Genomic DNA, 23950 nt, shown 5'->3' on the forward strand with positions numbered 1-23950 from the left:
AGTTAGAAAGCCCTTAAGGATGTTGTTCCCCAAAAAACATTTCATAAGCCAAATCCGTTTGAATCCGTGACTCTTCCTCATTCAGCTTACGAATCAGCTCCATTTCAACCTCGGTAACTTCCTGCCCCTGAAAGTTGATCTCGGCGATGCAGCCCACAATCTTAACGATGGCTACCGCCACGTTTTCCGGCGTGTAAGCAATCACTTTTTGACCGGTAGGAAAGACGCGAAAGCCCTGTTTGACCATTTTGCCGCGGCCGTATTCCATGAGCTCGTACAGCTCCTGCTCACTTTTGAACTTGCATACGGAGTTGAATTCGGTTTGAAATCCCATCTATGCACCTTCCTCTTCAGAATTTAAAAGGTGCCCGGGCCTCTTGCTGCGCCGGCCGGACACCTCTTGAAATCATGCATATCTTCTCAGATGCTAAAGCTTACGGTTCGTTGGTGTAGTTAAGTGCCTGCTTGCTTTCGTAACGCTCCATAGCCAGTTCGATCATCCGGTCCAGCAGCGCGCGGTAGCTCAGGCCCGTCTCCCGCCACAAGAGCGGATACATGCTGTACGGCGTAAAGCCCGGCATCGTGTTGACCTCGTTGATCAGAATCGCTCCGTCGGACTTGCGGAGAAAGAAGTCAGCCCGCGTGATTCCGCTGCCTTCAATCGCCTGGAAAGCTATGAGTGCCGCTTCACGCAAACGGTCGGCTACCTCCGGATCTACTGCGGCCGGAATGACCATTTCCGATTGACCGTCGGTGTATTTTGCTGCATAGTCGTAATAATCTGCAGAGGAGACGATTTCGCCCGGAACGGAAGCCATGGGCTCCTGATTGCCCAGAACGGCCACTTCCACCTCGCGGGCATCCACAAACTCCTCAACAATAACCTTCACGTCATAGCGGAATGCCAATTCGACCGCACGTTCCAGCTCCTCGCGATTTCTGGCCTTGGATATCCCGACGCTCGATCCAAGATTAGCCGGCTTTACGAAGCATGGGTAGCCCAGATCGTCCTCAACGCCCACGATTAGATTAAAGCTGCTTTGTTCCCACTGGGACTTGGTAAAATAGCAAAAGCCGCATTGCGGAAGCCCTGCCTGTGCAAACAGCTTCTTCATCACGACCTTATCCATTCCAGCCGCGGACGCTAGTACCCCTGCGCCTACGTACGGTACGTTTGCCATTTCAAACAGGCCCTGAATGGTACCGTCCTCGCCGAAGGTTCCGTGAAGAAGCGGGAACATCAGGTCTACCGCTGCTTCTCCGCCGTACAAGCGGCTGAAGATGGCGCTAAGCGCTCCTTCGGTTCCTTCGCTGTCATGCTCCAGTTTCAGCTTTTCCAGCTTCTCGAGGGGTGCGGAAAGCGTACCGCCCTTTCTCCACTCCCCTTGTTTGGTGATATAGAACGGAATCAGCTCGTATTTATCGTAATCAAAGGCGTTCATAACAGCATAAGCCGTCTGCAGCGACACTTCGTGCTCGCCTGATTTGCCGCCGTAAACAAGGCCTACGGTTGTTTTGTTGTTCCCCATGCCAAACCTCTTTCTTTTTCACTGTATTGCAGGCTGCTCCTGCTGTCGTACTCTTTAATCATTATAACGCTCTAGAAGTAGTCCGGGATATGCAAAAAACGGTATACGGTATTTTCGGTCCATGCGTAGGAATCCTTATAGTCCCAGAACCGGTGCCTGCTGCTGACCGTATGCGCATTGACGAGCGGCTGCCCGCCGGCATCGAAAGCGGTCACAATTGTCGAATGTTGGAAGGATCCGTCTCCGTCCCAATCGTAGAAAATGAGATCACCCAGCATCAGCTGCTCGGGACGCTCCACGATCTCACCCCGGATTCCCCACGTGCTTGCCGTGAGATATCTGGCCAATGCATTGGACACGGCCCAGCTGTAGCTCCACCATTCCTTGCTGCTTACATATCCTTTATACCACCAGCCCGTTTCTCTTTTACCAGTATAGTTGATTGGCGCATCCCCTGCAAAGAGACATTGCGAGACGTAGCTGGTGCAATCCACGTCGAATTCCGCAAACTCCGGATTAAAGGAATTCCACCATTTATCCGCATAAGCCGCCGCCTCCTCGCGCCGGTACCGGATGGACTTGCGGCCGATGCCGCCGCCCTGGAGAACGTAGGAGTTCAAATACGGCTGCGGACCGCTGCTTGGCTGCTGATAAGAATAATCCTGCGCTCCTCCCGGCACATTCATGCCTGCAGCCACCGGATGCTTCTCGGGTGTCAGATGCTCTACGGACACAATCACCCAGTCATCTCCGTCGCGAATAAGCGTGAGACGCTCCCGCTGGATGATCTCCTCCATATGATTGACCCCGCCCTTTTCATAAAAAAGCTGCACATACAGCTGCACGTCAATGACGGCCTGATCCGGTGTATTCTGGATTGTCCGCAGCAGCTTGGCCCTCGTTTCGCTGCGCAGCGGGCGGGCTCCCCGCTCAGTGTACCACTGCGAGAGACGCGAGGAACGCTGAGCCTTTTCCATTAAATAAGCGGGATCGGTAACCACCTGTTTCGTTTGCTGCGATCTGTAGTCAATTTGATGCTGATTATATTGATTCACATAGGTGTAGAGTGTCTGTTTCCATTCCTTCTCCATCCGCTCTATTCCCCTCTCATTTCCGTTACTTGCAGCCGCTGCAACCTGCAGAACAGTCCATGAACCTTTATGAAACGGCTTCTTATTAATACATATATGAACATAAACGAGCCGCTATGAACCGCAATTGATTCCAGGTTTTTTACAGACGCAGAAGGGAAAGAATGATAATCATCGCTTCCTTGATCACAAACCATTGGTACTGCAACGATTCGAGTGTTCTGAAGCATGTTCTCGGGACCGTAATTCCATCCTTTCGTTTCATATAAATAGACGCAAAAAGTTCTTTACTCCCCGGCCTGTAAACGGTATACTAAAAACAAACCTCACTATTTTGAAATTATGTTTCATCTAGTGAAACAAGGAACGGCAAAGTGATTGCCCTTATCACCAAAGCCATCCCACTGAAACGTTCACACTGACCACATTCTCAAGGAGGTACATGTATGACAGCAAAGGATCAGTTCAACACAGTCCGCAGTCTGGAAGTAAACGGAAAGTCTTACCGTTACAACAGCCTGCAGGCTCTCGAAGAACAAGGACTCGGCAGCATTTCCAAGCTTCCATTCTCCATTAAAGTGCTTTTGGAAGCGGCTATCCGCCAATTTGACGGACGCGCGATTACCGAGGAGCATGTTAATCAACTGGCTAAATGGAACGAAGGTCTGGACCACAATAAGGAAATTCCGTTCATTCCTGCCCGTATCGTACTGCAGGACTTTACCGGCGTACCGGTCGTAGTAGATCTTGCCGCAATGCGCGACACCGTGAAAAAAGCAGGCGGAGATCCGAAAAGCATTAATCCGCTCGTACCGGTTGATCTCGTTATTGACCATTCGGTTATGGTCGATGCATTTGGCAATAGCGAAGCGCTGAACTATAACATGGAAGTCGAATTCGAACGCAACGAGGAACGCTACCGCTTCCTGCGCTGGGCTCAAACAGCATTCAACAACTTCCGTGCGGTGCCGCCGGCTACGGGTATCGTTCACCAGGTTAACCTGGAGTACCTCGCATCTGTTGCAGCAACCAAAACCATTGACGGCGAAACCGTCGTTTACCCTGACTCCCTCGTAGGTACTGATTCCCATACGACCATGATCAACGGTCTTGGCGTTGTCGGTTGGGGCGTTGGCGGCATCGAAGCAGAAGCTGGCATGCTCGGACAACCACTGTACTTCGTAACTCCTGACGTTATCGGCTTCAAGCTGACAGGCAGCCTGACTGAAGGCGCTACAGCAACCGACCTTGCGCTGACGGTTACCGAATTGCTGCGTAAAAAAGGCGTTGTCGGTAAATTCGTAGAATTCTTCGGCCCTGGTCTCTCCAACATCAGTCTGGCAGACCGTGCGACCGTAGCAAATATGGCACCGGAATACGGCGCTACCGTCGGCTTCTTCCCGGTTGACAGCGAAACGCTGGCTTACCTGCGTAACACCGGCCGCTCCGATGAGCAAATCGACCTGGTTGAAGCTTACTACAAAGCACAAAACATGTTCCGCACCGCAAATACGGAAGATCCTGAGTTCACGGACGTCATCGAACTCGATCTGGCTTCCGTCGTACCGAGCCTTGCCGGACCGAAACGTCCGCAGGACCGCATCGAGCTGACGAACATGAAGCAAGCCTTCAATGACATCATCCGTACACCGATTGAAAAAGGCGGATACGGCTTGAGTGATGCCAAAATCGAAGAAAAAGTAACCGTAAAACATAAAGATGGTTCTACCAGCGAAATGGGAACCGGCGCTGTCGTAATCGCGGCGATCACAAGCTGTACGAACACTTCCAACCCGAGCGTTATGCTGGGCGCAGGACTCCTGGCCAAAAAAGCGGTTGAGCGTGGCCTGACTGTTCCTGGCTATGTTAAAACCAGTTTGACTCCAGGTTCCCTGGTTGTAACCGACTACCTGAAAAAGGCGGATCTGCTCACTTCCCTGGAAGCTCTCGGCTTCTATGTAGCCGGCTACGGCTGTGCGACTTGTATCGGTAACTCCGGTCCGCTTCCGGACGAAGTTAGCCAAGCCATTGCCGACAACGACATGACCGTAGGTGCCGTTCTGTCCGGTAACCGTAACTTCGAGGGTCGTGTCCATGCTCAGGTTAAAGCCAACTACCTGGCTTCGCCACCACTCGTGGTTGCCTATGCACTGGCAGGAACCGTCAACATTGATCTGCAAAACGATCCAATCGGTCATGACCAAAAGGGCGAGCCTGTATATCTGAAAGATATCTGGCCTACATCCGAAGAAATCAAGGATGCGATCAGCCTGTCGTTGAACGCGGAAATGTTCCGTCAGAAATACGCGAACGTATTTACTGCCAACGAACGCTGGAATGCGATTCCGGTTCCGGAAGGCGAACTCTATGAGTGGGACGAAAACTCCACTTATATCCAAAACCCTCCGTTCTTCGAGAACCTGGGTACCGACCTGAACGACATCAAGGATATCAAAGACGCGAACGTGCTTGCCCTGCTGGGAGATTCCGTTACTACCGACCATATCTCTCCTGCCGGCAATATCTCGCCAACCAGCCCTGCAGGTCTCTACCTGAAAGAGCATGGCGTAGAGCGCAAAGACTTCAACTCCTACGGCTCCCGCCGCGGTAACCATGAAGTCATGATGCGCGGCACATTCGCCAACATCCGGATTCGTAACCAGGTTGCACCTGGAACGGAAGGCGGCGTAACGACTTACCTGCCTACGGATGAAGTCATGTCCATTTACGATGCTTCCATGAAGTATCAAAATGGCGACCGCAACCTCGTTGTCATCGCAGGCAAGGAATACGGAACAGGAAGCTCCCGTGACTGGGCTGCCAAAGGTACTTTCCTCCTGGGCGTTAAAGCGGTTATCGCTGAGAGCTTCGAACGTATCCACCGCAGCAACCTGGTGGGCATGGGCGTTCTCCCTCTGCAATTCCAAGAAGGTCATGGCTGGAAGAGCCTCGGTCTGACAGGCAGAGAAACCTTCGATATCGTTGGACTGAGCAATGACGTGAAGCCAGGTGAAAGCCTGACTGTTATGGCCATCCGCGAAGACGGCACTAAATTCGAATTCCAAGTAACAGCGCGTCTGGACAGCATGGTCGATGTGGATTACTACCATAACGGCGGTATTCTCCAAACCGTGCTTCGTCAAATGATCGCTAATCAATAATCACGTAATATTACGATTGAAAAAAGGCATCCCTGATCCATGAAAATGGCTTCCGGGATGCCTTTTTTTCGTTGTCTATGTAGCATCTTTCAGATGATTAGCCCTGCGGTCCTATCCTCATCCGTCAGCCCTAAAATCGCATGACCATTTTCCCAAAAATCGGATCATCCGTTTAAAGGCACTACAAGGCGGGTAAAGAGAATCAGAGCCGGTTCTTAACAGTTCCTGCATACATAAGATATACCGAATTAGAAATGCGAATATTGCTAATACAAGGACCTGCAAAAGGGAGGAAGAGTAGATGATGAATGTTCCACAAATGATGCCCTTTCACCATGCTTATCCAAGACCCCAGGTCACGGCGCCGCCTAAAAAGGATACGTCCATGAGTAAGCCTATGACCTTTAAAGAGGTTCTTACGGAGAAGCTGAGTCAAAAACGTTAACCTGTTAACATGAAGGAATCGCTGAACCGCACATATCCCTCCTTATGAGTGGCTTCCCCTTCCACCCATAAGATTCATATCGTAAAAGAGCGACTGCATTTAGGCAGACGCTCTTTTTTTATGACTGCATGTCCATCCTATTTACACAACATTGTTCCATCTGTTATATTTGTAGTATAACAGACAACTCATTAATTCTAATGCTGAAAGAAGGGGCTTCACATGATCATCCGTTTGGATATGCAGTCTGACCTTCCCATTTATACGCAGCTGATGAACCAGATAATTGAAGGCATTGCCAGCGGAGAGCTCAAACCTGGAGAAGATTTGCCTTCCGTGCGGAGCCTGGCCTCGGATATCGGCGTCAACCTGCATACCATTAACAAAGCATACACATTGCTGAAGCAGGAAGGTTTTATCCAGATACACCGGCAAAAGGGAGTCGTCGTCAATCCTGACGGTATGCCGGGAATCACTCCCGAGTATGAACAAAAGCAAGCCGAACAGTTCCGGCCGATGATCGCAGAAGCGATTTGCAGAAGCATGGATAAAGAACGCCTGCTCCAAATCGTAGAATCGTTATATGAGGACATTTCACACGGCGAAAAGGAGAATGCCTAATGTTTTGGATATCCGCTTTAATGACTGTCGTTATGTTTATTCCGATCTCCCTCTCACTGATTGCCATGCCGTTTCTATCAAGGGAAACCGTCAGTTTTGGCATTTCTGTCAGTGAAGAAATGTACCATAGCCCTTTGCTCCGCCAAATGCGCAAACAGTTTGCTTGGATCAGCGGAATACTATATACCCTGCTGCTCGCCGCATGTCTGGTCGTGCTGATGATGACGGACGAAGCAGGCCAACCTTACGTCCTGTCCTCGTACATTATTGCGACAGTCGTCTGCTCTATGATCATGAATCTGGCCTATTATTTGAAAATGAAAAAAGTAAAAGCTTCTATGCCGCCAGCCATGCTGAAGACCGGGAAAATTGCAATTGACACCCGGTTCCGCAGCAAAAAAATGGCGATATCCAACAAATGGTTTATACTCCATATCGGCGTTATGCTCGTAAGCGCGGGACTCGCGCTGGTGTATTATGATCATTTTCCAGCAAGTATTTCCATGAAATTCAATTGGGAGGGCGAGGTTACCCGCTCCGTGGCAAAATCCATCCGTACCGTTCTTGGTCCCAACCTGATGCAGCTAGTCATGATTGCGCTGTTTATGTTCATCAACCGGACGATCCTCAAAAGCAAACAACAGATCAATCCCGATCACCCGGAGCAATCCGCTGCGCAAAATGCGATCTTCCGTCTCAGATGGTCCATGTTCAACACGGTATCCGGCATGATCATGGTGCTTATGCTTTCGTTCATCCAGCTGAATATGAGATTTGAGCTTCAAGGAAGCATATTGATGTTAGTCACGCTGCTGATGCCGGCCCTGATTGTTATCATGGCATTAATTCTCTCGCTTACCACGGGACAGGGTGGCCGCCGCATTGGCGGGCATGGTCGGGGTACAGGTACAACCACGGTCAATGATGACCGTTTCTGGAAGCTGGGCTTTATCTATTTTAATCCTGACGACCCGGCCCTGTTTGTAGAAAAGCGGATGGGGATCGGCTGGACAGTGAACTTCGCCCGGCCTGCGGCCTGGATGGTATTCGTAGTTACGTTGGTTGTTATCACTGCCGTTGGCTTTTTTGCAGGGTAATATACTCTCCCTGAAGAGAAGATCCATGGTAGAACAAAATAAAAGAGGCCTTAAACATCTTTCGAGGAGGATTGTAAATCATGAAAAAGCTTTCGAAAATCAGCAAGGTTGCAGCCGCTTCTCTCGTTCTTGCCCTCTCCGTACCAGTAGTCGCTGCCGCCTCGGGCTCCCAAGCAGAAGCATCCTATACACCCGTACGCGACATTGCCGAAAAGCTGGGTGTGCAGATTCAGTGGGATCAATCTGCTCATACCATCACGCTGAATAAGGATGACCAGACACTGGTTATTACTCCGGGCGAGACTCAAGGAATACTCAACGGCAAAACCGTACAGGTAGGCGGCTCCGTCCGCCTCGTTGCTGGAAGAACACTGGTCCCCGCAGCTTTTCTACCCGGCATATTTGGGGATGCATCAGCAAGCAGTGGCAGCATGAGTGATTCATCTGATTCAGATAACAAGGCAGATTCGTTCTTCAAAGAGCTCCAAGCCGGCAACGGTACGAAAGCCGCTGATTATATGAGCCCTACGCTCAAAAAATCCCTGCCTGTGCAAGCTCTGAATATGCTGTGGAGCAACTATGAGCAGTTGTATGGCAAAGCTGTATCTGGCATGCCTCTCAAAACAGAACAGGACAACGCAGTTCATCATAACGTAACCTACTCCGTCCAAATGGGCCAGATCCCTCTAAATATCACACTCCGGCTGAGTGCCGATGGGCTGGTGGATGATATGCTTCTCTCCCCTGCCAGTGCCGCAGGATACCAAAAGCCGGCGTATGACAATCCTGCAGCCTATACCGAACAGGAGATGCGTATTGGAACTGGCGACCTCGCCCTGCCAGGCACCCTGACCTTGCCTCAAGGCGATGGCCCATTCCCTGCGGTCGTTCTTGTTCACGGTTCCGGTCCTCAGGACCGCGATACCTCTACCGGAGCTGCCAAGCCGCTTCGAGATTTGGCCGTCGGCCTGGCTGCAAAAGGGATTGCAGTCCTGCGCTATGACAAGGTTACGTATGAGCATACCTTTAAGATCGCAAGCGATCCCAAGTTCACGCTGAAAAAGGAAACCGTGGACGACGCCATATCCGCAGTCAAACTGCTGAAACAAACACCGAAGATAGACGCAGAGCATGTCTTTGTTGCCGGTCACAGCCAAGGCGGCTTTGCCATGCCGCTGATTATCGATGCCGATCAGAATCATGATATTGCCGGTGCCATTCTGCTCTCCGGCCCGAGTTCGGGTTTTGCGGATACCCTGATCGAACAGCAGCAGGAGCTAGTGGCACGCATCAAAGAAATGGGCCAGGACACGACTCCATATGAACAGCAGGCAGCGGTCTGGACCGGCATTGCCAATCTTGTTAATGATCCGCAGTATACGCTGGACCATATGCCTGAGAATTTCCCGCTCTCCCCTGCCTACTGGTGGTTTGAGCAGAAGAACTACAAGCCAACCGTTCTCGCACAGACGCAGCACACACCGATGCTGGTCCTTCAAGGAGAAAATGACTGGCAGGTAACCATGAAACAATTTAAACAGTGGGAAAGCATGCTGAAAGACCGCAGCGACGTCGAATTCAAATCTTATCCGAAAATGAACCATCTGCTTGCAAACTATGATGGTATTTCTACCGGAGCTGAATATGCGAAGCCCTCCAATGTATCTTCTGAACTCATCTCTGATATTGCCGCCTGGATTCAGAAGCGTAAATAAAGAATAAATAACGCTGTAGTATGTCCCCCGGCTTCATCCGAGGGATGGATTTGCCATCCAATCTCTGGGATAATGAACACAAGCCACAGGCTAGTGTTCATTTTTCTTTATGGGAGGTCTATTTCAATGAGTGAAAAACGCGTGATGACAGCCGAGGATCTACATCGCATGCAATGGGTTAGTGACCCGGCAGTTTCTCCTGAAGACGGTTCGACTGCGTACATACTGAAATCGGTCAACAGCAAGAATGATGGATATGTAACCCAAATCCGCCTGATTGACCCGGATGGAAGCGCTGATGTTCCGTTCACCGCAGGTGAGCAGGACGGAGCTCCTCACTGGTCCCCCGATGGCTCGCAGCTGGCTTTTCTCCGCAAAAAGGGCGAAGCGCGGCAAGTCTGGCTGCTGCCTGCCCGCGGAGGTGAAGCACAAGCGGTCACTGATCTCAAACATGGTGTAAGCGCGTTCAAATGGTCGCCGGATGGTGCGGCCCTTCTGCTCAAGGCCGAGGCGCCTGACGGTACGGAAGAGCCCGTAGACTCGAAGGATAAGGATAAACTGCCTGAAGAAAAAATCGTGGATCGCATCCGCTACAAAGCAGACGGCATCGGACTGATGGACAGCCGCAGAACTCATTTATACGTTTTTGACATCGCTGCCAGAAGCTGCAAACAAATCACATCCGGAGCCTTCGATGTGGGTGCATTCGGCTGGTCTCCAGACGGGGCACGAATCGCATATACGACAGAGCTGCCTACGGATGACGTAACGGATGCCGATTTGAGATCTACCAACGACCTGTATGTAACAGACCGTGAAGGCAGTGCTCCACGCCTGCTTACTGACGGCAAAATCAGCATTGGACATGTCAGCTACACCCCTGATGGCGAGTCGATTCTCATGCTCGCCGATGATCTGTCCTGCGGTTACGCGACGCTGACCCGCATCTACCTCATTCCTGCGGATGGCGGGAATTATCATGCATTATATACGGACTTGGACATTCAGCTTGGCCACAGCGCCGTCAGCGATATGCGCTCCGGTGCAGGGACGCCTCCTGTCTACAGTTCAGATCAACGGTCCGTATACATCCAGGTCAGCCAGAACGGTCGCGTCGAGGTCGCCCGCTTCGCACTCGACGGTTCGGACTACGAGATCATGGCCGGAGGTGACCGCGAGATTTATCAATTTGCACTTGCGCCTGACGGTGATCTAGTCATCGCGGCCGCAGATCCTTTGCATCCGGGAGACCTGTTCCGGATGGATTCGTCCAGCGGCCAGGAGACCCGCCTGACCGACTGCAATGCGGGCCTTTGGAGCGAGCTTCTGCTCAGTGAGCCGGAAGAATTCCGGTTTACGACAGGCGACGGCTGGCCGATGCAGGGCTGGATCATGAAGCCGATCGGCTTCAAGGAAGGCACCAAGGTACCGGCGGTACTCGAAATCCATGGCGGACCGCAGGCCATGTATGGCCACACGTTCATGCATGAATTCCAGCTGCTCGCTGCTGCCGGGTTTGCCGTCTTCTACACGAATCCGCGCGGCGGACACGGCTATGGCCAGGTGCATGTGAACACGGTTCGCGGTGATTACGGCGGGCGTGATTATCAAGATTTGATGGATTTCACGGACTATGTCTTGAATGCATTCGAATACGTCGACGGCTCCCGCCTCGGCGTGACCGGAGGCAGCTATGGCGGCTTTATGACCAACTGGATCGTCGGTCATACGGATCGTTTCCAGGCGGCTGTCACGCAGCGTTCTATCTCGAACTGGCTTTCGTTCTATGGCGTCAGCGATATCGGCTATCACTTTACCGAGGATCAAATCTGGGGCAATCCATGGGATGATGTAGAGAAGCTGTGGAAGCATTCGCCGCTGGCCTACGTGAAGAACGTGAATACGCCACTCCTCGTCCTTCACGGCGAGCAGGACATGCGCTGCCCTATTGAACAGGGTGAACAGATGTTCATCGCCTTGAAACGGCTCGGAAAGAAGGCGCAGCTGATCCGATTCCCAGGCGCAGATCATAATCTGTCCCGCAGCGGCAACCCTCATCTGCGTACCAGACGTCTCAGCCATATCGTGCGCTGGTTTGAAGAGAACATCGAGAGGTAATTCGTCCAAACGTGTCAGAGAAAATGAATCATCCGTGTGAGGACGCTGCTACTAATTCATTGCACTGAAGTTGAATGTGGACAATTTCGACCATCACACACTACAAAAGACCACTGGAAAGTAAAACCTCCAGTGGTCTTTTAATGTGCTGTTCTCCCCTTCTGATCAAGCCTAGATCATCAAACCCATCTCATGCGCAGCTTCCATCAGCACAGGAGCAAATTCATGCAGCGTATCCGTTGAGATCCGTCCGACAGGCCCGGACACGGACAACGCTGCAGCCACAACGCCACTACGGTTCACGATCGGTACAGCTACGGCAGCTGCGCCCGGTTCTCGCTCCTCAAAGCTCGTGGCATACCCTCGCTCTCTTATCTCCTCGAGCATACGCATGTATGCGCCGGAATCAGGCATCTCTGGCCACTCGGAATCAAGAAACAACTCCTGTTGATCTTCCGGAGAAGCAAAGGCTACCAGCACTTTGCTGGACGCGCCTACATAGAGCGGGAGCCGCGCTCCGACCTGGGCGACGCGTCGGATCGCTTGATTGCTCTGTACCGCCTGAATCCGCAAGCGATCCTTTCCGTCCCGCAAGTATAGGCTCACGGTCTCTCCAAGGCGGTCTCGCAGACGTTCCATCCCAGGCAGAAACAACACCGCAGGATCATCGCTTTTGGAGAGGTGCGTAGACAACTCCCAAACCTTAAGTCCCAACCGGTATTTTTCAGTCGCTGCATCCCGGACCACAAAGCCCTTCTCTTCAAGTGTCGTCATCAGGCGATGCACCGTGCTTTTGTGCAGATCGATCAGTCCTGCGATTTCCGTCAATCCAAGCTCGCTGCTTTTGGTAAAACACATCAATATATCAAGTGCGCGCTCGACGGCGCGTACGGTCAATTTGCGGTCTTCCATTCAAGTTCCCGCCCCTCCTAATGTTTCACCACATGAAACATGGTTACAATAATTATAAGAAATTCGAATCCTAAAGTCTACATTTTCGCAGAATTCCTTCTTTTATCCATCATTTGCACCAGCCTCTATTACATTTCATTAACAAATAGTCCAGGCCGATTGACTTTAGGCGTCCCACAGCATAGGATATAGAGTAAAATTTTATCTGTTTCCGTTTCATTCCCTACAAGCTAAACTATAATTAGCAATTCTTTTTAAAGGAGGGGCCAAGCATGAACATGGCAACACGAAATGACGCCCGCGTTTCTCCTCCCCTGACCGAAACACCCATACCGCTAACTCCGCGGCTCATACGTTTTAAGCATATTCTGGTAGCACTGCTGCTATCCGTGTTATTCTTTTTGATCTTCTGCTTTATCGCGCTTCACGCATATATTGCCTGGGTCCTGTCCAATCCCACCGTCGCGCCGCTATACTCCAATCCGATGCAGGCCAAGCACATGTCTTACGAGAACGTGAACTTCCCGGCACTGGATGGCAGCCGGATGATGCATGGCTGGTATATACCTGCGGCGGGATCGAAGAAAACGATTGTTTTCAGCCACGGATATGGTGCCAACCGGGAAGAAACCTGGATTCCGATGTATGACCTGGCCCATTATGCCCACCGTATGAACTTTAACGTGATCATGTTCGATTACGGCTTTGCATCACAGAACAGCAAGGCCGCAGCTACAGGAGGCAAGGTCGAGTCCCAGCAGCTGCTTGGAGCGATTGAGCTGGCCAAAGAACGGGGAGCCAAGCAGATCGTAGTATGGGGATTCTCGATGGGGGCAGGCACGGCTCTGCAGGCTGGACTCCAGACCAAAGATGTTGACGCCATGATTCTGGACAGCACCTTTTTACTGGAGCCCGATACGTTGTATCATAATATCAAAAACCAAATTGATCTGCCGCGGCATCCGTCGCTCGAGATCTTGGAACTGCTCTTCCCTGTGTTGAACGGAACCAGTCTTCATCAAATTCCTTATCAGCAGGTTAAAAAAGAAGATTATCCGTTCCCGATCTTTTTCGTGCACGGAACCGAGGATGAGAAAGCCCCTTACCCCATTGCGGAAAAGCTGGCTGCAAACCAGACGAACCCTTACTCCGATGTATGGATCGTCAAAGGCAGTCACCATGAGCTCATTTTCCGCGAGCACCCGCGCGAGTACCTGCGCCGCGTTTCTACCTTTTTGAGCAATGTAAAACTGGCTGAACAGAAAGATATTGATAATGCACCTATCGTCAAAAATAAGCCGTAAAGACAAAAAAGAGGCATCACTGGAGGTGAAATACAACCTTCCGTGATGCCTCTTTTTTGTGGAATCAGTCTTTGATCAAAGACAGAAACTCAGCTCTGGACGCCGGGTCTTCCCGGAAAATACCGCGGACTCCGGATGTTACTGTCTTGCTTCCCGGTTTTTTCACACCGCGGGAGCACATGCACAGATGCTCGCCTTCGACCACGACCATCACGCCATGCGGCTCCAGGACTTCGACCATAATATCGGCGATTTGCGACGTAATGCGCTCCTGCACCTGCAAACGGCGGGTCACAGCTTCAACCAGACGCGCCAGCTTGCTGAGACCGGCAATTTTCCCGCTGGGAATATAACCGATATGGACCTTTCCGAAAAACGGCGCCATATGATGCTCGCATTGGCTGTAATACACGATATCTTTCACGATAACCAATTCTTCATGATTCTCGTCAAAGGTAACGCCGAGCACATCCCTTGGGTCCACCTCATATCCCGCGAAAATCTCCTCATACATCCGGGTGACACGCGCAGGAGTTTCAAGCAGTCCCTCCCGCTGCGGGTCCTCGCCGATCAATTTCAATATTTGCTCTATATGATGCTCAATTTGTTCACGATTTTGCTGAACCTGGGTGTTTGCGTAATCTTTAACGCCAGCCACGGCAATTACCTCCTCTCGTGACCTACTGATTTTCTATTCTTGATTCATAAACATCCTTGCCATATTACTTGCGTTTGCCGCCGCCTTGCCCCTTTTTACCACCCGAAAACTGTTGGTTTTTCATCATTTGCTGGGCTTTTTGCATTTGGCGACCATTCAAATTATACCCCATCTGTTTGGCCATTTTTTGCAGCATTTGTGGATCACTTTGCATTTTCTCCATTTGCTTGCGAAGATAAAACACGCCGATAAAAAAGCCGCCGATTAAGCCGACAATCAACGTAATCGCAGGAATGACATATTGCATTATCCGCCACCTCATATTTATAAATCATTACTTTGCGTGCTTAGCAACACGAACTTATCATAGCATGTCCCCGTGTGGCTAGCAAATGGATTTCTACGATAAAACCGCCTCAATAAAAACAGTCGTTTCCTGCGCAAGATCCAGCTCCTTGACATCAAAGTGACTGGATTCTCCACGCACAATACGAACTACGGGACGGCCCGGAAGACCGCGGTGCTGTCGTACGACGACTCCCGTTTCCTTGGTGGATAATCGTACAGCCGCTCCGTTGGGATAAATCGAAACCATCCGGTTAAATTGGATCAACACCTCGTAATCAAGCTGCTTCTCCGACATGGCCATCATTTCTTCGCAAGCTTCATGGGGCAGCAGTCTTTTGGCAGCAGGAAGCAGCGGGTGGATCAGCCGGTCATACGTATCGGCAGCCGATACGATTTTGGCGTACAAATGAATCTCGTCGCCCGTGAGACCGCGCGGAAGGCCAAATCCATCCACCCGTTCATGGTGCTGCAATGCCACATGGGCAATGAGAAGACTGAAATCCCTTTTATTCTTCAGCTTTTCGAAGCCTCTCCATGTATGATGGGATTTGAGACCCGGAACGATATCGTCCTCTTCGCTCATTCCGCTTTTCCCGATATCATGCATCAGCGCGCCCGTGGCCAGTTCCTTCAACTGCTGATAATTCAGACCCATGTTGATGCCCATAACGGAAGACAGCAAGCAAACATTCATTGCATGTATATATTGGTTATTGTCGTTGGTGCGAATATCCGTCAGCTGGACCAGCATCTCCTTGTTGCTCATGACATCTTCCAATAGACTCTCCACGCTGCTTCCGATCAAATGGGTGTTCCAGTCCTTCCCGGAACGCATCGCCTCGAAAGCATTGCTCATCTCCTGAATGATGCTCTGCTTGGTCGCTTCGCTGAGCATGTCATCCGTATCCACATCTTCGAATAGCGGATCCTGAATATATAACATCGTGACTCCAATCCGGTTTAGGGTGCTGATCATGTACACCGTAAGCTGGACTCCAGCAGACAATAGTACCGTACCGTTGCCGGAATAAATGGTTTTGCCTAAAAATTGCCCGGGCTCCACATTATCAATGCTTATATATCTCATGACTCTTCCCCCGATTTTCAGCGGCTGCCGCCAAAATCCGGACAGCTTTCCACCGCTTTACTCTTCGATCCGCGTATTTCTTGCGGGAAGTGCATCCTCCAGAAGCAGCAGCTGGCGCTTGTTCTCCAGCCCTCCACGATACCCTGTCAGACTGCCGTCGCTTTCGAGAACCCTGTGACAGGGAACGATGACCGGAACCGGATTTTTATTGACAGCTCCACTCACTGCCCTGATGGCTTTGGGTCGTTTGATCTCTTCGGCTATGGCCCCGTAAGAACGGATCTCTCCATATGGAATATCGGCAAGTGTCGCCCAAACCTGTAGCTGAAACGGCGTTCCGCGCAAATCCAGCATCACGTCAAATTCCTTGCGCTGTCCGGCGAAGTATTCACCCATCTGGCGTTTGGCGTCTGCAAGCCGCTCATCGTTATGTTCAAAATCGCCTCCGCCGCACCAGGTACGGGACCATTTTTGCAGAACGGCTTCCTTCACGCTAAAGCTGCCGAATTCGATCAGGCATAATCCTTTGTCCGTAGCACATAAGGTTAGTGGACCGATCTTGGACTGCATTTCATCATAATAGATCGTTTCCGGCTCACCACCGAGAGCCGATGAGAATTCCGGTGCTTCACTTTCTGTTTCTGCTGCTTCCGCTTTCGTTTGCGATTGAAGTTGTTCCTTCGCTTCGCCGAGCATTTCTCTGACCTTCTCGTCCTGCTCGGCAGCTATGGCTTTATTCATGATGTTCAATGCCTCTTCGCCTCCTATGCGTCCCAGCGACCAGGCAGCGGTTCCCCGCAGCTCAGGCCGTGGGTCATTCAGCAGTACCTCTTCCAGTTTGGGCACCGCAGATTTATCTTTGTAATTGCCAAGCGCAATGACCGCATTGCGCTGGATGGGTTTTCTGCCCCGCCATGCAGCGGCACTCTCCCCGAATTTCTCCTTGAATTCACGGTTGGTCAAATCCAGTATGGGCAGCAAAAGCGGTCTGTCCTTTTCCGGCACCGGCAGCAAATCCTCATGATGCGTCCAGTGCTTCCCCTTGTTTTTGGGACATATCACCTGGCATGTATCGCATCCATATAAGCGGTTGCCGATCTTCCGCATGATCTCGTCTGTTAAAAACCCCTTGGTCTGCGTCAGAAACGAGATGCAGCGCTGGGCATTCAGCTGCCCGGGCCCTACGAGCGCCCCTGTCGGACAGGCATCAATGCACAGGGTACAGTCGCCGCAGTCCTCTGTCACGGGCGTATCCGGGGGAAAAGGAATGTTCGTCACCATGTCCCCAAGAAAGATCCAGGAACCCCATTTCGGGGAGATGATGCAGCAGTTCTTGCCGCTGAAGCCGATACCTGCGCGTTCCGCAACGGCACGGTCCACAAGCGCTCCGGTATCCACCATGCTGTCCAGTACCGCATCAGGAACCCGTTCGCGGATAAAAGCCTCCAGCTTGCCCATCGCTTCGCGCAATACATGATGATAGTCTTTGCCCCAGGATGAACGCGACAAAACGCCACGGTACTTGCCAGGCTCGTTTTTGGGTGCGTCCGTCATTTTGGAAGAATAGGCAATAGCGATGGATATCAGGGAGGCAGGCTCAGCGGAAGGTAGCGTGGGGGTAATTCGTTTGTCCAAATCCGGCTCTTCAAAGCCGGACTCATAACCGAGATCGCGGTGGTTTTGTAAAATGTCTTTCAGCGAGTCAAACGGATCTGCAGCAGCAAAGCCGATCTCGTCAATGCCGAAATCCGCAGCCGCTTCCTTAATTTCACGCTTCAACTGCTCCCAAGGAGAAGACGGAGGAGCATAAGCAGAGTGTCTCATGTTAGTCAAAAAGCTCACGCCTCCTTTTCAGCCTTGATGACATCGCCTTCGTTACAACCCTTTAATTTGGGATACCGGCCAGAATATAAACTCCGCCCTGCCAACAATCGCTTTGGACGTCACGCTGCCGAAAGACCGGCTGTCCTTGCTGGCTCCGGCATGCCGGTTATCGCCCATCACGAAATAGTGATCCTTGTCCAGCTTGAGCGGTCCAAAATCAGGATCCTGAATCTCCACCTCTGTATACGGCTCAACCTTGAGCTGTCCGTTCACGTAAAGCTTGTGATCCTTGACCTCAACCGTATCGCCTGGAATGCCGATCACCCGTTTAACCAAGAATTCCTTTTTATCCGGTCCGTCGCTCGGATCATGCAGCACGACGATCTCGCCCCGGCTTGGCGCTTTGAAATCATACACGATTTTATCGATAAACAGCCGTTCCTTCTCGTACAGCGTTGGCTGCATGGATTGTCCCTTGACCATGGACAGATTGAAGACGAATAAATTAAGCAGCATCATGATGACAAAAGCGATCACGATCGTTTTAGCCCAGTCCCATACCTCGGCGGACAGACTACGCGGCTTCGGCTCCGTTTCCGGATTTCCAGCCGGGTGCGCCCCCGAACTCCCGGGTTCATGCTGTTGAACTTGATTCATGCTACACCTCATTTATAGACAAATTCCCCTTATATACAGAAAAGCATATCTTACGCGGTTTTGCAACGGCAGTAAAGATATGCTCAATATAGAAAATATTGTTTTTTTCGATAACAATAGGTTGTCCATCTTTGAAATTTCTACGATTTATGCACGTGAATCAATTGATAGAGACCATCAAGAAGTTTATAATTTGTATAACTTGGGGCCATCGTTTTCCGTATCTGTCGAACTCACGTTAGTGCTGCGGACTAATGATGCTGAGCTTCTGGAAGGCTTCCAGGATTTTGTTCGCGCCATAGCCCATGGCTTCGTAAAGCGGCATCGCAGCTTTGTTATGTTCGTCTCCGGCAATCATGATCCTGCTCACTTTGCGGACCTGAAAGCGCTGCTCCATCGCAGATACCAAAGCTTTGCCAATCCCTTGGCGGCGGTAGTCTGGGTGAATCGCAATCCGGTAGTAACAGCCGTGGTTATGCTCGATCGTACCGATCAAGGCTCCCACGATTTCATCGTCTTCCTCTGCAATCATAATCAGCTCCGAATCCCAGGACAACTGCCTGGAGAACGGTCCCATCGTATTCCGGTAACACTCTTCGGACAAGGCAACCTGCATCAACTCGGTGACGTCGGTACAGTCACTTAACTGAAAGGAACGAACATGCATGTCTTAAATCTCCCTTTTTCGTCAGCTTGTTTGAATCTCCTTGGAAGATCAAGCTCACCTTAGAATATAAGAAAGGTATAAACTTGGAAAAGTTCACGTTCTTATATTGCAAGGAAAACTTCCGCCGAAGGCGGTTTGTCTTCTGTAAAAGATCATCGAAAGACAACTTTCCTTAATATCCAGAATAAATATTACGACAAAAACCGTTAAATTCCTTCTTTATCATTCATTAAACCATAGTTTTCTTTAAAAAACACGTGTTTTCTTTTGAAAGCGCTTTATAGCAAGCGTTTTCATTGTAATTTTAGTCAAATAGCCATATAATGGATAATTTCTGACGCATAATAATTCGTCAATCGGGTAATGGATAATACGGGTTATGTGCGGTCACTCCGCCTTAAGATGACTTTTTAAACATAAATGTTGATTTAATTGAAAAAATACGGTTTAATTGTACTTGAATGAATTGAACTAACGAAAAGAGATGCAAGGTTAAACTTTAGTTCACTTTATATGGATGTGTTTACTGTTACATAATCCGGTCAATAAAGGACGCTCTTGCACCGCAAAAGCTTCTTTATGAATAGGATCAATTGCAAAATTGATTCCTTATAAAAACATTTACAGGAGGTATTTATCATGGCATTTCAATTACCTGCACTTCCTTACCCTAACAATGCGCTCGAGCCTCATATCGACGCACAGACAATGGAGATCCACCACGATCGTCACCATAACACGTATGTAACCAACTTGAATGCAGCTTTGGAAAGCGCTCCTGAACTGCAAAATAAAAGCCTTGACGAGCTTCTGTCGAACCTCGACAGCGTGCCTGAAGGCATCCGTACTGCCGTTCGCAACAACGGTGGCGGCCACGCGAACCACTCCCTCTTCTGGGAAATCATCGGACCAAACGGCGGCGGCGCACCAAGCGGCCTGCTGGCTGACGCCATCGACAAAGACCTTGGCGGTCTTGATAAATTCAAAGAAGACTTTGCCAAAGCGGCTACAACCCGTTTCGGCAGCGGCTGGGCTTGGCTGGTTGTGAACAAAGACGGCAAGCTTGCCGTTACCAGCACACCTAACCAAGACAACCCAATCATGGAAGGCCAAACTCCGGTTTTGGGTCTGGACGTATGGGAGCATGCTTACTACCTGAAATATCAAAACAAACGCCCTGATTACATCGCTGCTTTCTGGAACGTTGTAAACTGGGATGCTGTCAGCAAACGTTACCAGGAAATCGTTCAACCGTAAGGTGATTTCCGGGCGTAAGCCTTCAGCGCATAGACAAAAGAACCGCCCATTAGGGCGGTTCTTTTTTATGGCTTTTCGCATAACGTTGCTACCTGACAATCACTCCCTGACTAGGCTGCGTTTCTTCAAGCCGCTGGCGGGCTTCCGGTCTATGCCTGACCCTTGAAGTGCTCCTTGAGGATTTTCAGGAACACATTTGGAAAGGCATAGAGCGCCATATCCTCTTCTGTGATCCAGCGTTGCTGATGAACTTGAGCCTCTTCATCGGAGCGCTCATGCTCAAGCCTATAGATCTCCTTCGATTCCGCGGCTAAAGGAATATTCTCCTCGCGGCAGCGGTACACCTGAAGGTTCCAGTGAATATGGCTGAATGTATGCTCTGCATCCATCATATATCCCTCCGGTCGTGCCGTAATGCCTTCATCCAGCAATGCGCCTGTCAGGATATCCATCGCCGGTTCGTCCGGCAGACGGCCGCTGCGGCTCTGCGGAACCTGCACATGCGGCAGCTCCCACATTCTAGCAAGAAGGCCGCTTTGAGGCCTCTGGCGGATCAGGACTTTGCCTGAATGCTCGCCCGTTCCTTCCACCAAAGCGACCACCCGGTATTCCGGACGCGGCGGCTTGGCCTTTGTCTTCACGGGGAGCGATTCCTCGACGCCTTCAAGCCGCGCGGAGCAGTGCTCCATGACCGGGCAGGTCAGACAGTGCGGCGATTTGGGCGTGCATACCAGCGCTCCAAGTTCCATTAGAGCCTGGTTAAAGTCCGATGCCCGTCCCTCGGGGATCAGCTCTACGACCAGTCCCTCCATGAACGAACGCGTACTACCCTTCATAATGTCTTCCTCAATCAAAAAATAACGGGAAAGCACACGCATGACATTGCCGTCCACGGCTGGCTCCGGCTTGTTAAAGGCGATGCTGAGTACCGCTCCCGCCGTGTATGGGCCAACTCCCTTCAGAGCAAATACGGATTGCTTGTCATCGGGCACTTGTCCACCGTGCAGCTCCTTCACCTGCTTGGCCGCCGCCTGAAGATTTCTCGCACGCGAATAATAGCCAAGTCCTTCCCAGCACTTGAGCACATCCTGTTCCGGCGCATCCGCCAAATCCTCGACCGTCGGAAACTTCTCAATAAACCGGTTGAAATAAGGAATAACCGTATCCACCCGCGTCTGCTGCAACATGATTTCGGATACCCAAATATAGTATGGATTGCGGTGACGGCGCCACGGCAGATCTCTTTTATTGCGCATATACCACTCCAGCAAATGCTGGCTGAAAAATCTCTTTTGCTCCCTTTGATTCATATGTCTGTGTCAAATCCTTCCGGCTTTCTTCTCCCTGAAAGCGTCTAAACTGTATGTTCAATGACTGCGAACGCTGAAGCCAGCTCTGTCTGGTGGGATATAGTTAAATGAATGATATACTCCGGTTCCCCCGGAAGATTGAGACGTTCCCATGCGCCCATACTCAAAACGGCTATGGGTCTTCCCATGGGATCCGGCAGAATCTCCATGTCGCCGAAGCCGATAACTCTGCCGATTCCACAGCCAAAAGCTTTGGAAATCGCCTCTTTAGCCGCAAAGCGGCCGGCCACGAACTCCGTCAGCTTTCCGCCTCTTTTTCTGGCTTCCTCCCGCTCTTTCTCCGTGAGCACCCGTTCCATAAACCGATACCCAAGCTGCCCGCTGAGCAAAAGGGAAAGCCGTTTGATTTCCAGCACATCATGCCCGATCCCGTGAATCACTGAACTACACCATCCTTCCAAGACATTCAAACCTTATTGTAGCAGGAGACCTCCTGTGATGCGAGTTATGTCTACAATATTTCATCCGAGATTCAAAAAGAAATTTTTGTAAATAAGTATTGACCGATATCCAAATACCCATTATATTATATATATCAAGTCGATATATCGAGTCGATACATAAGAGGTGAAGCCAATGCTTGAATACATCATTTTGGGGCTGCTGATGGAAGGTAACATGAGCGGCTATGACATGAAAAAAACCATCGACCTGTCCATTGGCATGTTTTACAAGGCAAGCTTCGGCAGTCTTTATCCCGCTCTGAAGCGCCTGACCGACAAAGAATGGGTATCCGTCGCCGAAGAGGAAGGCAACAGCAAGAATAAGAAAATCTACTCCCTTCTACCCGCGGGCCGCGAGAGCTTCATCCTGTGGCTTGGAGAACCGCTTGCACTCAGCCGCAATGAATTCTTAGTGAGAGTCTTTTTCTACGATTATCTGGACGATAAGACCCGGCACCTGCGTCTTACGGAATACATGCACAAGCTGAATCAGGAAATCGGCCGTCTGCATGCAGTCGAACAGATCGTGGCGGGAGAACTCGCTGAAATTCCCGACCCGCAGAAGCATTACTTCAGAGTATCCGTACTATCCTACGGCAAGCATTTTTTTAATATGGAAAAAGAATATGTTGAGCAATTAATTAAAGGAGCTGAACAGAACCATGAAAACAAAAACCAATAATGCGAGTGTCAGCAAGACCCCATTCACCGAAAAGCGTCCCGTCTTGAGCGTTGTGATCATCGAACTGCTCCTCCTCGTTGCCATGTTTATGGCCGGGGCTTACGCAACCATTCAACAACTGAGCTATACCGCGCCGGTGTTGATTGCGTTTATTCCAATATCGCTTGTGCTGATCATCTTCCTGACCTTGAAAAAAAGCTGGGGACGATACGGATTTCAATCGCTAAGTGCAATTGCGCCGCAGAACTGGATTTATTACCTTCCCCTGGTCCTTGCGCTGATCTGCGTCGCTTTGAACGGATTCAGAAGCTTTACATGGAAGGAAGCCCTGTTCTTCGTCTTCTTTACCCTCATGGTCGGTTTCGTGGAAGAAACGGTGTACCGGGGACTCATCCTGCACATTCTTCTCCGCAAAAAAAGCGTCACCGCCGCCGTCATTACCTCAAGCCTGCTTTTCTCAGTCACCCACGTCCTTAACATGCTCTCCGGACAAAGCGTAGAGGATACCGTCGTGCAGCTTGTTTATGCTCTCCTCACCGGCGCAGCCTTAGCTTTACTCATCGTTAAAAATAGAAATATCATCCCGCTGATCATCTACCATTTCATACATAATCTGCTTCAGTTTCTGGGTCAAGACGGCCGCGGTGTCTCCGTGTGGGACTATGTCGTTCTAGGAATTCTTCTTCTGCACTGCGTCTGGCTCGTTCTGAGCCTGAAAAAAGAACCTGCTATACCGCGGGTTTCTGATGCAACTCAAGAAATGGCGTAGGAAATAGTCCGCTCCGCTGCTTTGACCCAAGTTTCAACTTCTGAAAACAAAAAAACGGGCACCAAGGTTACAACCTTGATAGCCCGTTTTTGTTTTGTGTACAGCCAATCCTGCCGGTTATTCTTTTTCACAACTATATTTAGCAGAATATTCAGCTCATTGTCCACGCCGGCTGCTAATTCCTTCCCCAAGCTT

At 50.5% G+C, this 23950-nt stretch carries 24 protein-coding genes; 10 read left to right on the forward strand and 14 right to left on the reverse strand.

Annotated elements, in window-relative coordinates:
- Positions 1-13: 13 nt before the first annotated feature.
- From GRF59_RS18425 to GRF59_RS30040, 4 genes are all read right to left on the reverse strand, one after another.
- Complete coding sequence (locus GRF59_RS18425; protein ID WP_160499191.1) at positions 14-334, reverse strand: hypothetical protein; 321 nt, start codon at positions 332-334, stop codon at positions 14-16.
- Positions 335-434: 100 nt separating this feature from the next.
- Positions 435-1529, reverse strand: a complete 1095-nt coding sequence (locus GRF59_RS18430) for a D-alanine--D-alanine ligase (protein ID WP_160499192.1) — start codon at positions 1527-1529, stop codon at positions 435-437.
- A 71-nt stretch (positions 1530-1600) separates the two neighbouring features.
- Positions 1601-2620: an amidase domain-containing protein gene (locus GRF59_RS18435; protein ID WP_160499193.1), complete on the reverse strand. Its 1020-nt coding sequence runs from the start codon at positions 2618-2620 to the stop codon at positions 1601-1603.
- Between the two features lie 142 nt (positions 2621-2762).
- On the reverse strand, positions 2763-2885 hold the full coding sequence (locus GRF59_RS30040; RefSeq protein ID WP_272915007.1) for a hypothetical protein: 123 nt from the start codon (positions 2883-2885) through the stop codon (positions 2763-2765).
- A gap of 181 nt (positions 2886-3066) precedes the next feature.
- Between GRF59_RS30040 and acnA the strand changes: the two genes are divergently transcribed.
- The 6 genes from acnA (at position 3067) to GRF59_RS18465 (ending at position 11777) form a co-directional block, all read left to right on the forward strand.
- A complete protein-coding gene (gene acnA, locus GRF59_RS18440) occupies positions 3067-5781 on the forward strand; it encodes an aconitate hydratase AcnA (RefSeq protein ID WP_160499194.1) in 2715 nt (904 codons plus the stop codon).
- Between the two features lie 304 nt (positions 5782-6085).
- Positions 6086-6226, forward strand: coding sequence for a hypothetical protein (locus GRF59_RS18445; protein WP_160499195.1), 141 nt, complete (start codon positions 6086-6088; stop codon positions 6224-6226).
- Between the two features lie 222 nt (positions 6227-6448).
- Positions 6449-6847, forward strand: coding sequence for a GntR family transcriptional regulator (locus GRF59_RS18450; RefSeq protein WP_160499196.1), 399 nt, complete (start codon positions 6449-6451; stop codon positions 6845-6847).
- Positions 6847-7944 (forward strand): DUF1648 domain-containing protein, encoded by a 1098-nt coding sequence (locus GRF59_RS18455; RefSeq protein ID WP_160499197.1) that lies wholly within the window; start codon positions 6847-6849, stop codon positions 7942-7944. The genes GRF59_RS18450 and GRF59_RS18455 overlap by 1 nt, the downstream gene beginning before the upstream one ends.
- 80 nt (positions 7945-8024) lie before the next feature.
- Positions 8025-9659: an alpha/beta hydrolase family protein gene (locus tag GRF59_RS18460; protein ID WP_160499198.1), complete on the forward strand. Its 1635-nt coding sequence runs from the start codon at positions 8025-8027 to the stop codon at positions 9657-9659.
- Positions 9660-9785: 126 nt separating this feature from the next.
- Positions 9786-11777 (forward strand): S9 family peptidase, encoded by a 1992-nt coding sequence (locus GRF59_RS18465; RefSeq protein WP_160499199.1) that lies wholly within the window; start codon positions 9786-9788, stop codon positions 11775-11777.
- Positions 11778-11948: 171 nt separating this feature from the next.
- Here the strand turns inward: GRF59_RS18465 and GRF59_RS18470 are convergent, their stop codons facing one another.
- Entirely contained in the window at positions 11949-12689 is a 741-nt protein-coding gene (locus GRF59_RS18470) for an IclR family transcriptional regulator (protein ID WP_160499200.1), read from the reverse strand.
- 272 nt (positions 12690-12961) lie between these two features.
- Between GRF59_RS18470 and GRF59_RS18475 the strand changes: the two genes are divergently transcribed.
- Positions 12962-13993: an alpha/beta hydrolase gene (locus GRF59_RS18475; protein WP_160499201.1), complete on the forward strand. Its 1032-nt coding sequence runs from the start codon at positions 12962-12964 to the stop codon at positions 13991-13993.
- Between the two features lie 64 nt (positions 13994-14057).
- Here the strand turns inward: GRF59_RS18475 and folE are convergent, their stop codons facing one another.
- The 6 genes from folE to GRF59_RS18505 form a co-directional block, all read right to left on the reverse strand.
- Positions 14058-14651, reverse strand: a complete 594-nt coding sequence (gene folE, locus GRF59_RS18480; RefSeq protein WP_160499202.1) for a GTP cyclohydrolase I FolE — start codon at positions 14649-14651, stop codon at positions 14058-14060.
- A gap of 64 nt (positions 14652-14715) precedes the next feature.
- Complete coding sequence (locus GRF59_RS18485) at positions 14716-14973, reverse strand: YneF family protein (protein ID WP_423802967.1); 258 nt, start codon at positions 14971-14973, stop codon at positions 14716-14718.
- 78 nt (positions 14974-15051) lie between these two features.
- Positions 15052-16086, reverse strand: coding sequence for an HD-GYP domain-containing protein (locus tag GRF59_RS18490; protein WP_160499204.1), 1035 nt, complete (start codon positions 16084-16086; stop codon positions 15052-15054).
- 57 nt (positions 16087-16143) lie between these two features.
- On the reverse strand, positions 16144-17910 hold the full coding sequence (queG, locus tag GRF59_RS18495; RefSeq protein ID WP_160499713.1) for a tRNA epoxyqueuosine(34) reductase QueG: 1767 nt from the start codon (positions 17908-17910) through the stop codon (positions 16144-16146).
- Positions 17911-17961: 51 nt separating this feature from the next.
- Positions 17962-18567 (reverse strand): signal peptidase I, encoded by a 606-nt coding sequence (lepB, locus tag GRF59_RS18500; protein ID WP_160499205.1) that lies wholly within the window; start codon positions 18565-18567, stop codon positions 17962-17964.
- 238 nt (positions 18568-18805) lie between these two features.
- Positions 18806-19234, reverse strand: coding sequence for a GNAT family N-acetyltransferase (locus GRF59_RS18505; RefSeq protein WP_160499206.1), 429 nt, complete (start codon positions 19232-19234; stop codon positions 18806-18808).
- A 639-nt stretch (positions 19235-19873) separates the two neighbouring features.
- On the opposite strand from GRF59_RS18505, the gene GRF59_RS18510 reads away from it, so the two are divergent.
- Positions 19874-20491 carry a superoxide dismutase gene (locus GRF59_RS18510; protein WP_160499207.1) on the forward strand — a complete coding sequence of 206 codons (618 nt, stop codon included), beginning with the start codon at positions 19874-19876 and terminating at the stop codon, positions 20489-20491.
- 149 nt (positions 20492-20640) lie between these two features.
- Here the strand turns inward: GRF59_RS18510 and mutY are convergent, their stop codons facing one another.
- Positions 20641-21801, reverse strand: a complete 1161-nt coding sequence (gene mutY / locus GRF59_RS18515) for an A/G-specific adenine glycosylase (protein ID WP_160499208.1) — start codon at positions 21799-21801, stop codon at positions 20641-20643.
- Positions 21802-21845: 44 nt separating this feature from the next.
- Positions 21846-22241 carry a holo-ACP synthase gene (gene acpS / locus GRF59_RS18520; RefSeq protein ID WP_160499209.1) on the reverse strand — a complete coding sequence of 132 codons (396 nt, stop codon included), beginning with the start codon at positions 22239-22241 and terminating at the stop codon, positions 21846-21848.
- A 196-nt stretch (positions 22242-22437) separates the two neighbouring features.
- On the opposite strand from acpS, the gene GRF59_RS18525 reads away from it, so the two are divergent.
- Complete coding sequence (locus GRF59_RS18525) at positions 22438-22986, forward strand: PadR family transcriptional regulator (RefSeq protein ID WP_160499210.1); 549 nt, start codon at positions 22438-22440, stop codon at positions 22984-22986.
- The gene (locus tag GRF59_RS18530) at positions 22967-23755 is read left to right on the forward strand and encodes a CPBP family intramembrane glutamic endopeptidase (protein ID WP_160499211.1); all 789 of its coding nucleotides are present in this window, start codon (positions 22967-22969) and stop codon (positions 23753-23755) included. The genes GRF59_RS18525 and GRF59_RS18530 overlap by 20 nt, the downstream gene beginning before the upstream one ends.
- Here GRF59_RS18530 and GRF59_RS18535 read toward each other — a convergent pair.
- Entirely contained in the window at positions 23740-23946 is a 207-nt protein-coding gene (locus GRF59_RS18535; protein WP_160499212.1) for a hypothetical protein, read from the reverse strand. The genes GRF59_RS18530 and GRF59_RS18535 overlap by 16 nt on opposite strands.
- Positions 23947-23950 lie beyond the last annotated feature (4 nt).

This window comes from Paenibacillus dendrobii (assembly GCF_009807035.1).
In the GTDB taxonomy this organism is placed as follows: Bacteria; Bacillota; Bacilli; order Paenibacillales; family Paenibacillaceae; genus Paenibacillus_AQ; species Paenibacillus_AQ dendrobii.

Coding starts and splice junctions, on each gene's coding strand:
- acnA (WP_160499194.1), top strand. CDS start 3,067: ATGACAGCAAAGGATCAGTTCAACACAGTCCGCAGTCTGGAAGTAAAC.
- GRF59_RS18435 (WP_160499193.1), bottom strand. CDS start 2,620: ATGGAGAAGGAATGGAAACAGACACTCTACACCTATGTGAATCAATAT.
- GRF59_RS18525 (WP_160499210.1), top strand. CDS start 22,438: ATGCTTGAATACATCATTTTGGGGCTGCTGATGGAAGGTAACATGAGC.
- GRF59_RS18485 (WP_423802967.1), bottom strand. CDS start 14,973: ATGAGGTGGCGGATAATGCAATATGTCATTCCTGCGATTACGTTGATT.
- GRF59_RS18470 (WP_160499200.1), bottom strand. CDS start 12,689: ATGGAAGACCGCAAATTGACCGTACGCGCCGTCGAGCGCGCACTTGAT.
- GRF59_RS18530 (WP_160499211.1), top strand. CDS start 22,967: ATGAAAACAAAAACCAATAATGCGAGTGTCAGCAAGACCCCATTCACC.
- GRF59_RS18490 (WP_160499204.1), bottom strand. CDS start 16,086: ATGAGATATATAAGCATTGATAATGTGGAGCCCGGGCAATTTTTAGGC.
- GRF59_RS18450 (WP_160499196.1), top strand. CDS start 6,449: ATGATCATCCGTTTGGATATGCAGTCTGACCTTCCCATTTATACGCAG.
- GRF59_RS18460 (WP_160499198.1), top strand. CDS start 8,025: ATGAAAAAGCTTTCGAAAATCAGCAAGGTTGCAGCCGCTTCTCTCGTT.
- mutY (WP_160499208.1), bottom strand. CDS start 21,801: ATGAATCAAAGGGAGCAAAAGAGATTTTTCAGCCAGCATTTGCTGGAG.
- lepB (WP_160499205.1), bottom strand. CDS start 18,567: ATGAATCAAGTTCAACAGCATGAACCCGGGAGTTCGGGGGCGCACCCG.
- GRF59_RS18425 (WP_160499191.1), bottom strand. CDS start 334: ATGGGATTTCAAACCGAATTCAACTCCGTATGCAAGTTCAAAAGTGAG.
- GRF59_RS18455 (WP_160499197.1), top strand. CDS start 6,847: ATGTTTTGGATATCCGCTTTAATGACTGTCGTTATGTTTATTCCGATC.
- GRF59_RS18430 (WP_160499192.1), bottom strand. CDS start 1,529: ATGGGGAACAACAAAACAACCGTAGGCCTTGTTTACGGCGGCAAATCA.
- queG (WP_160499713.1), bottom strand. CDS start 17,910: ATGAGACACTCTGCTTATGCTCCTCCGTCTTCTCCTTGGGAGCAGTTG.
- GRF59_RS18510 (WP_160499207.1), top strand. CDS start 19,874: ATGGCATTTCAATTACCTGCACTTCCTTACCCTAACAATGCGCTCGAG.
- GRF59_RS18465 (WP_160499199.1), top strand. CDS start 9,786: ATGAGTGAAAAACGCGTGATGACAGCCGAGGATCTACATCGCATGCAA.
- GRF59_RS18475 (WP_160499201.1), top strand. CDS start 12,962: ATGAACATGGCAACACGAAATGACGCCCGCGTTTCTCCTCCCCTGACC.
- GRF59_RS18505 (WP_160499206.1), bottom strand. CDS start 19,234: ATGCATGTTCGTTCCTTTCAGTTAAGTGACTGTACCGACGTCACCGAG.
- GRF59_RS30040 (WP_272915007.1), bottom strand. CDS start 2,885: ATGAAACGAAAGGATGGAATTACGGTCCCGAGAACATGCTTCAGAACA.
- GRF59_RS18445 (WP_160499195.1), top strand. CDS start 6,086: ATGAATGTTCCACAAATGATGCCCTTTCACCATGCTTATCCAAGACCC.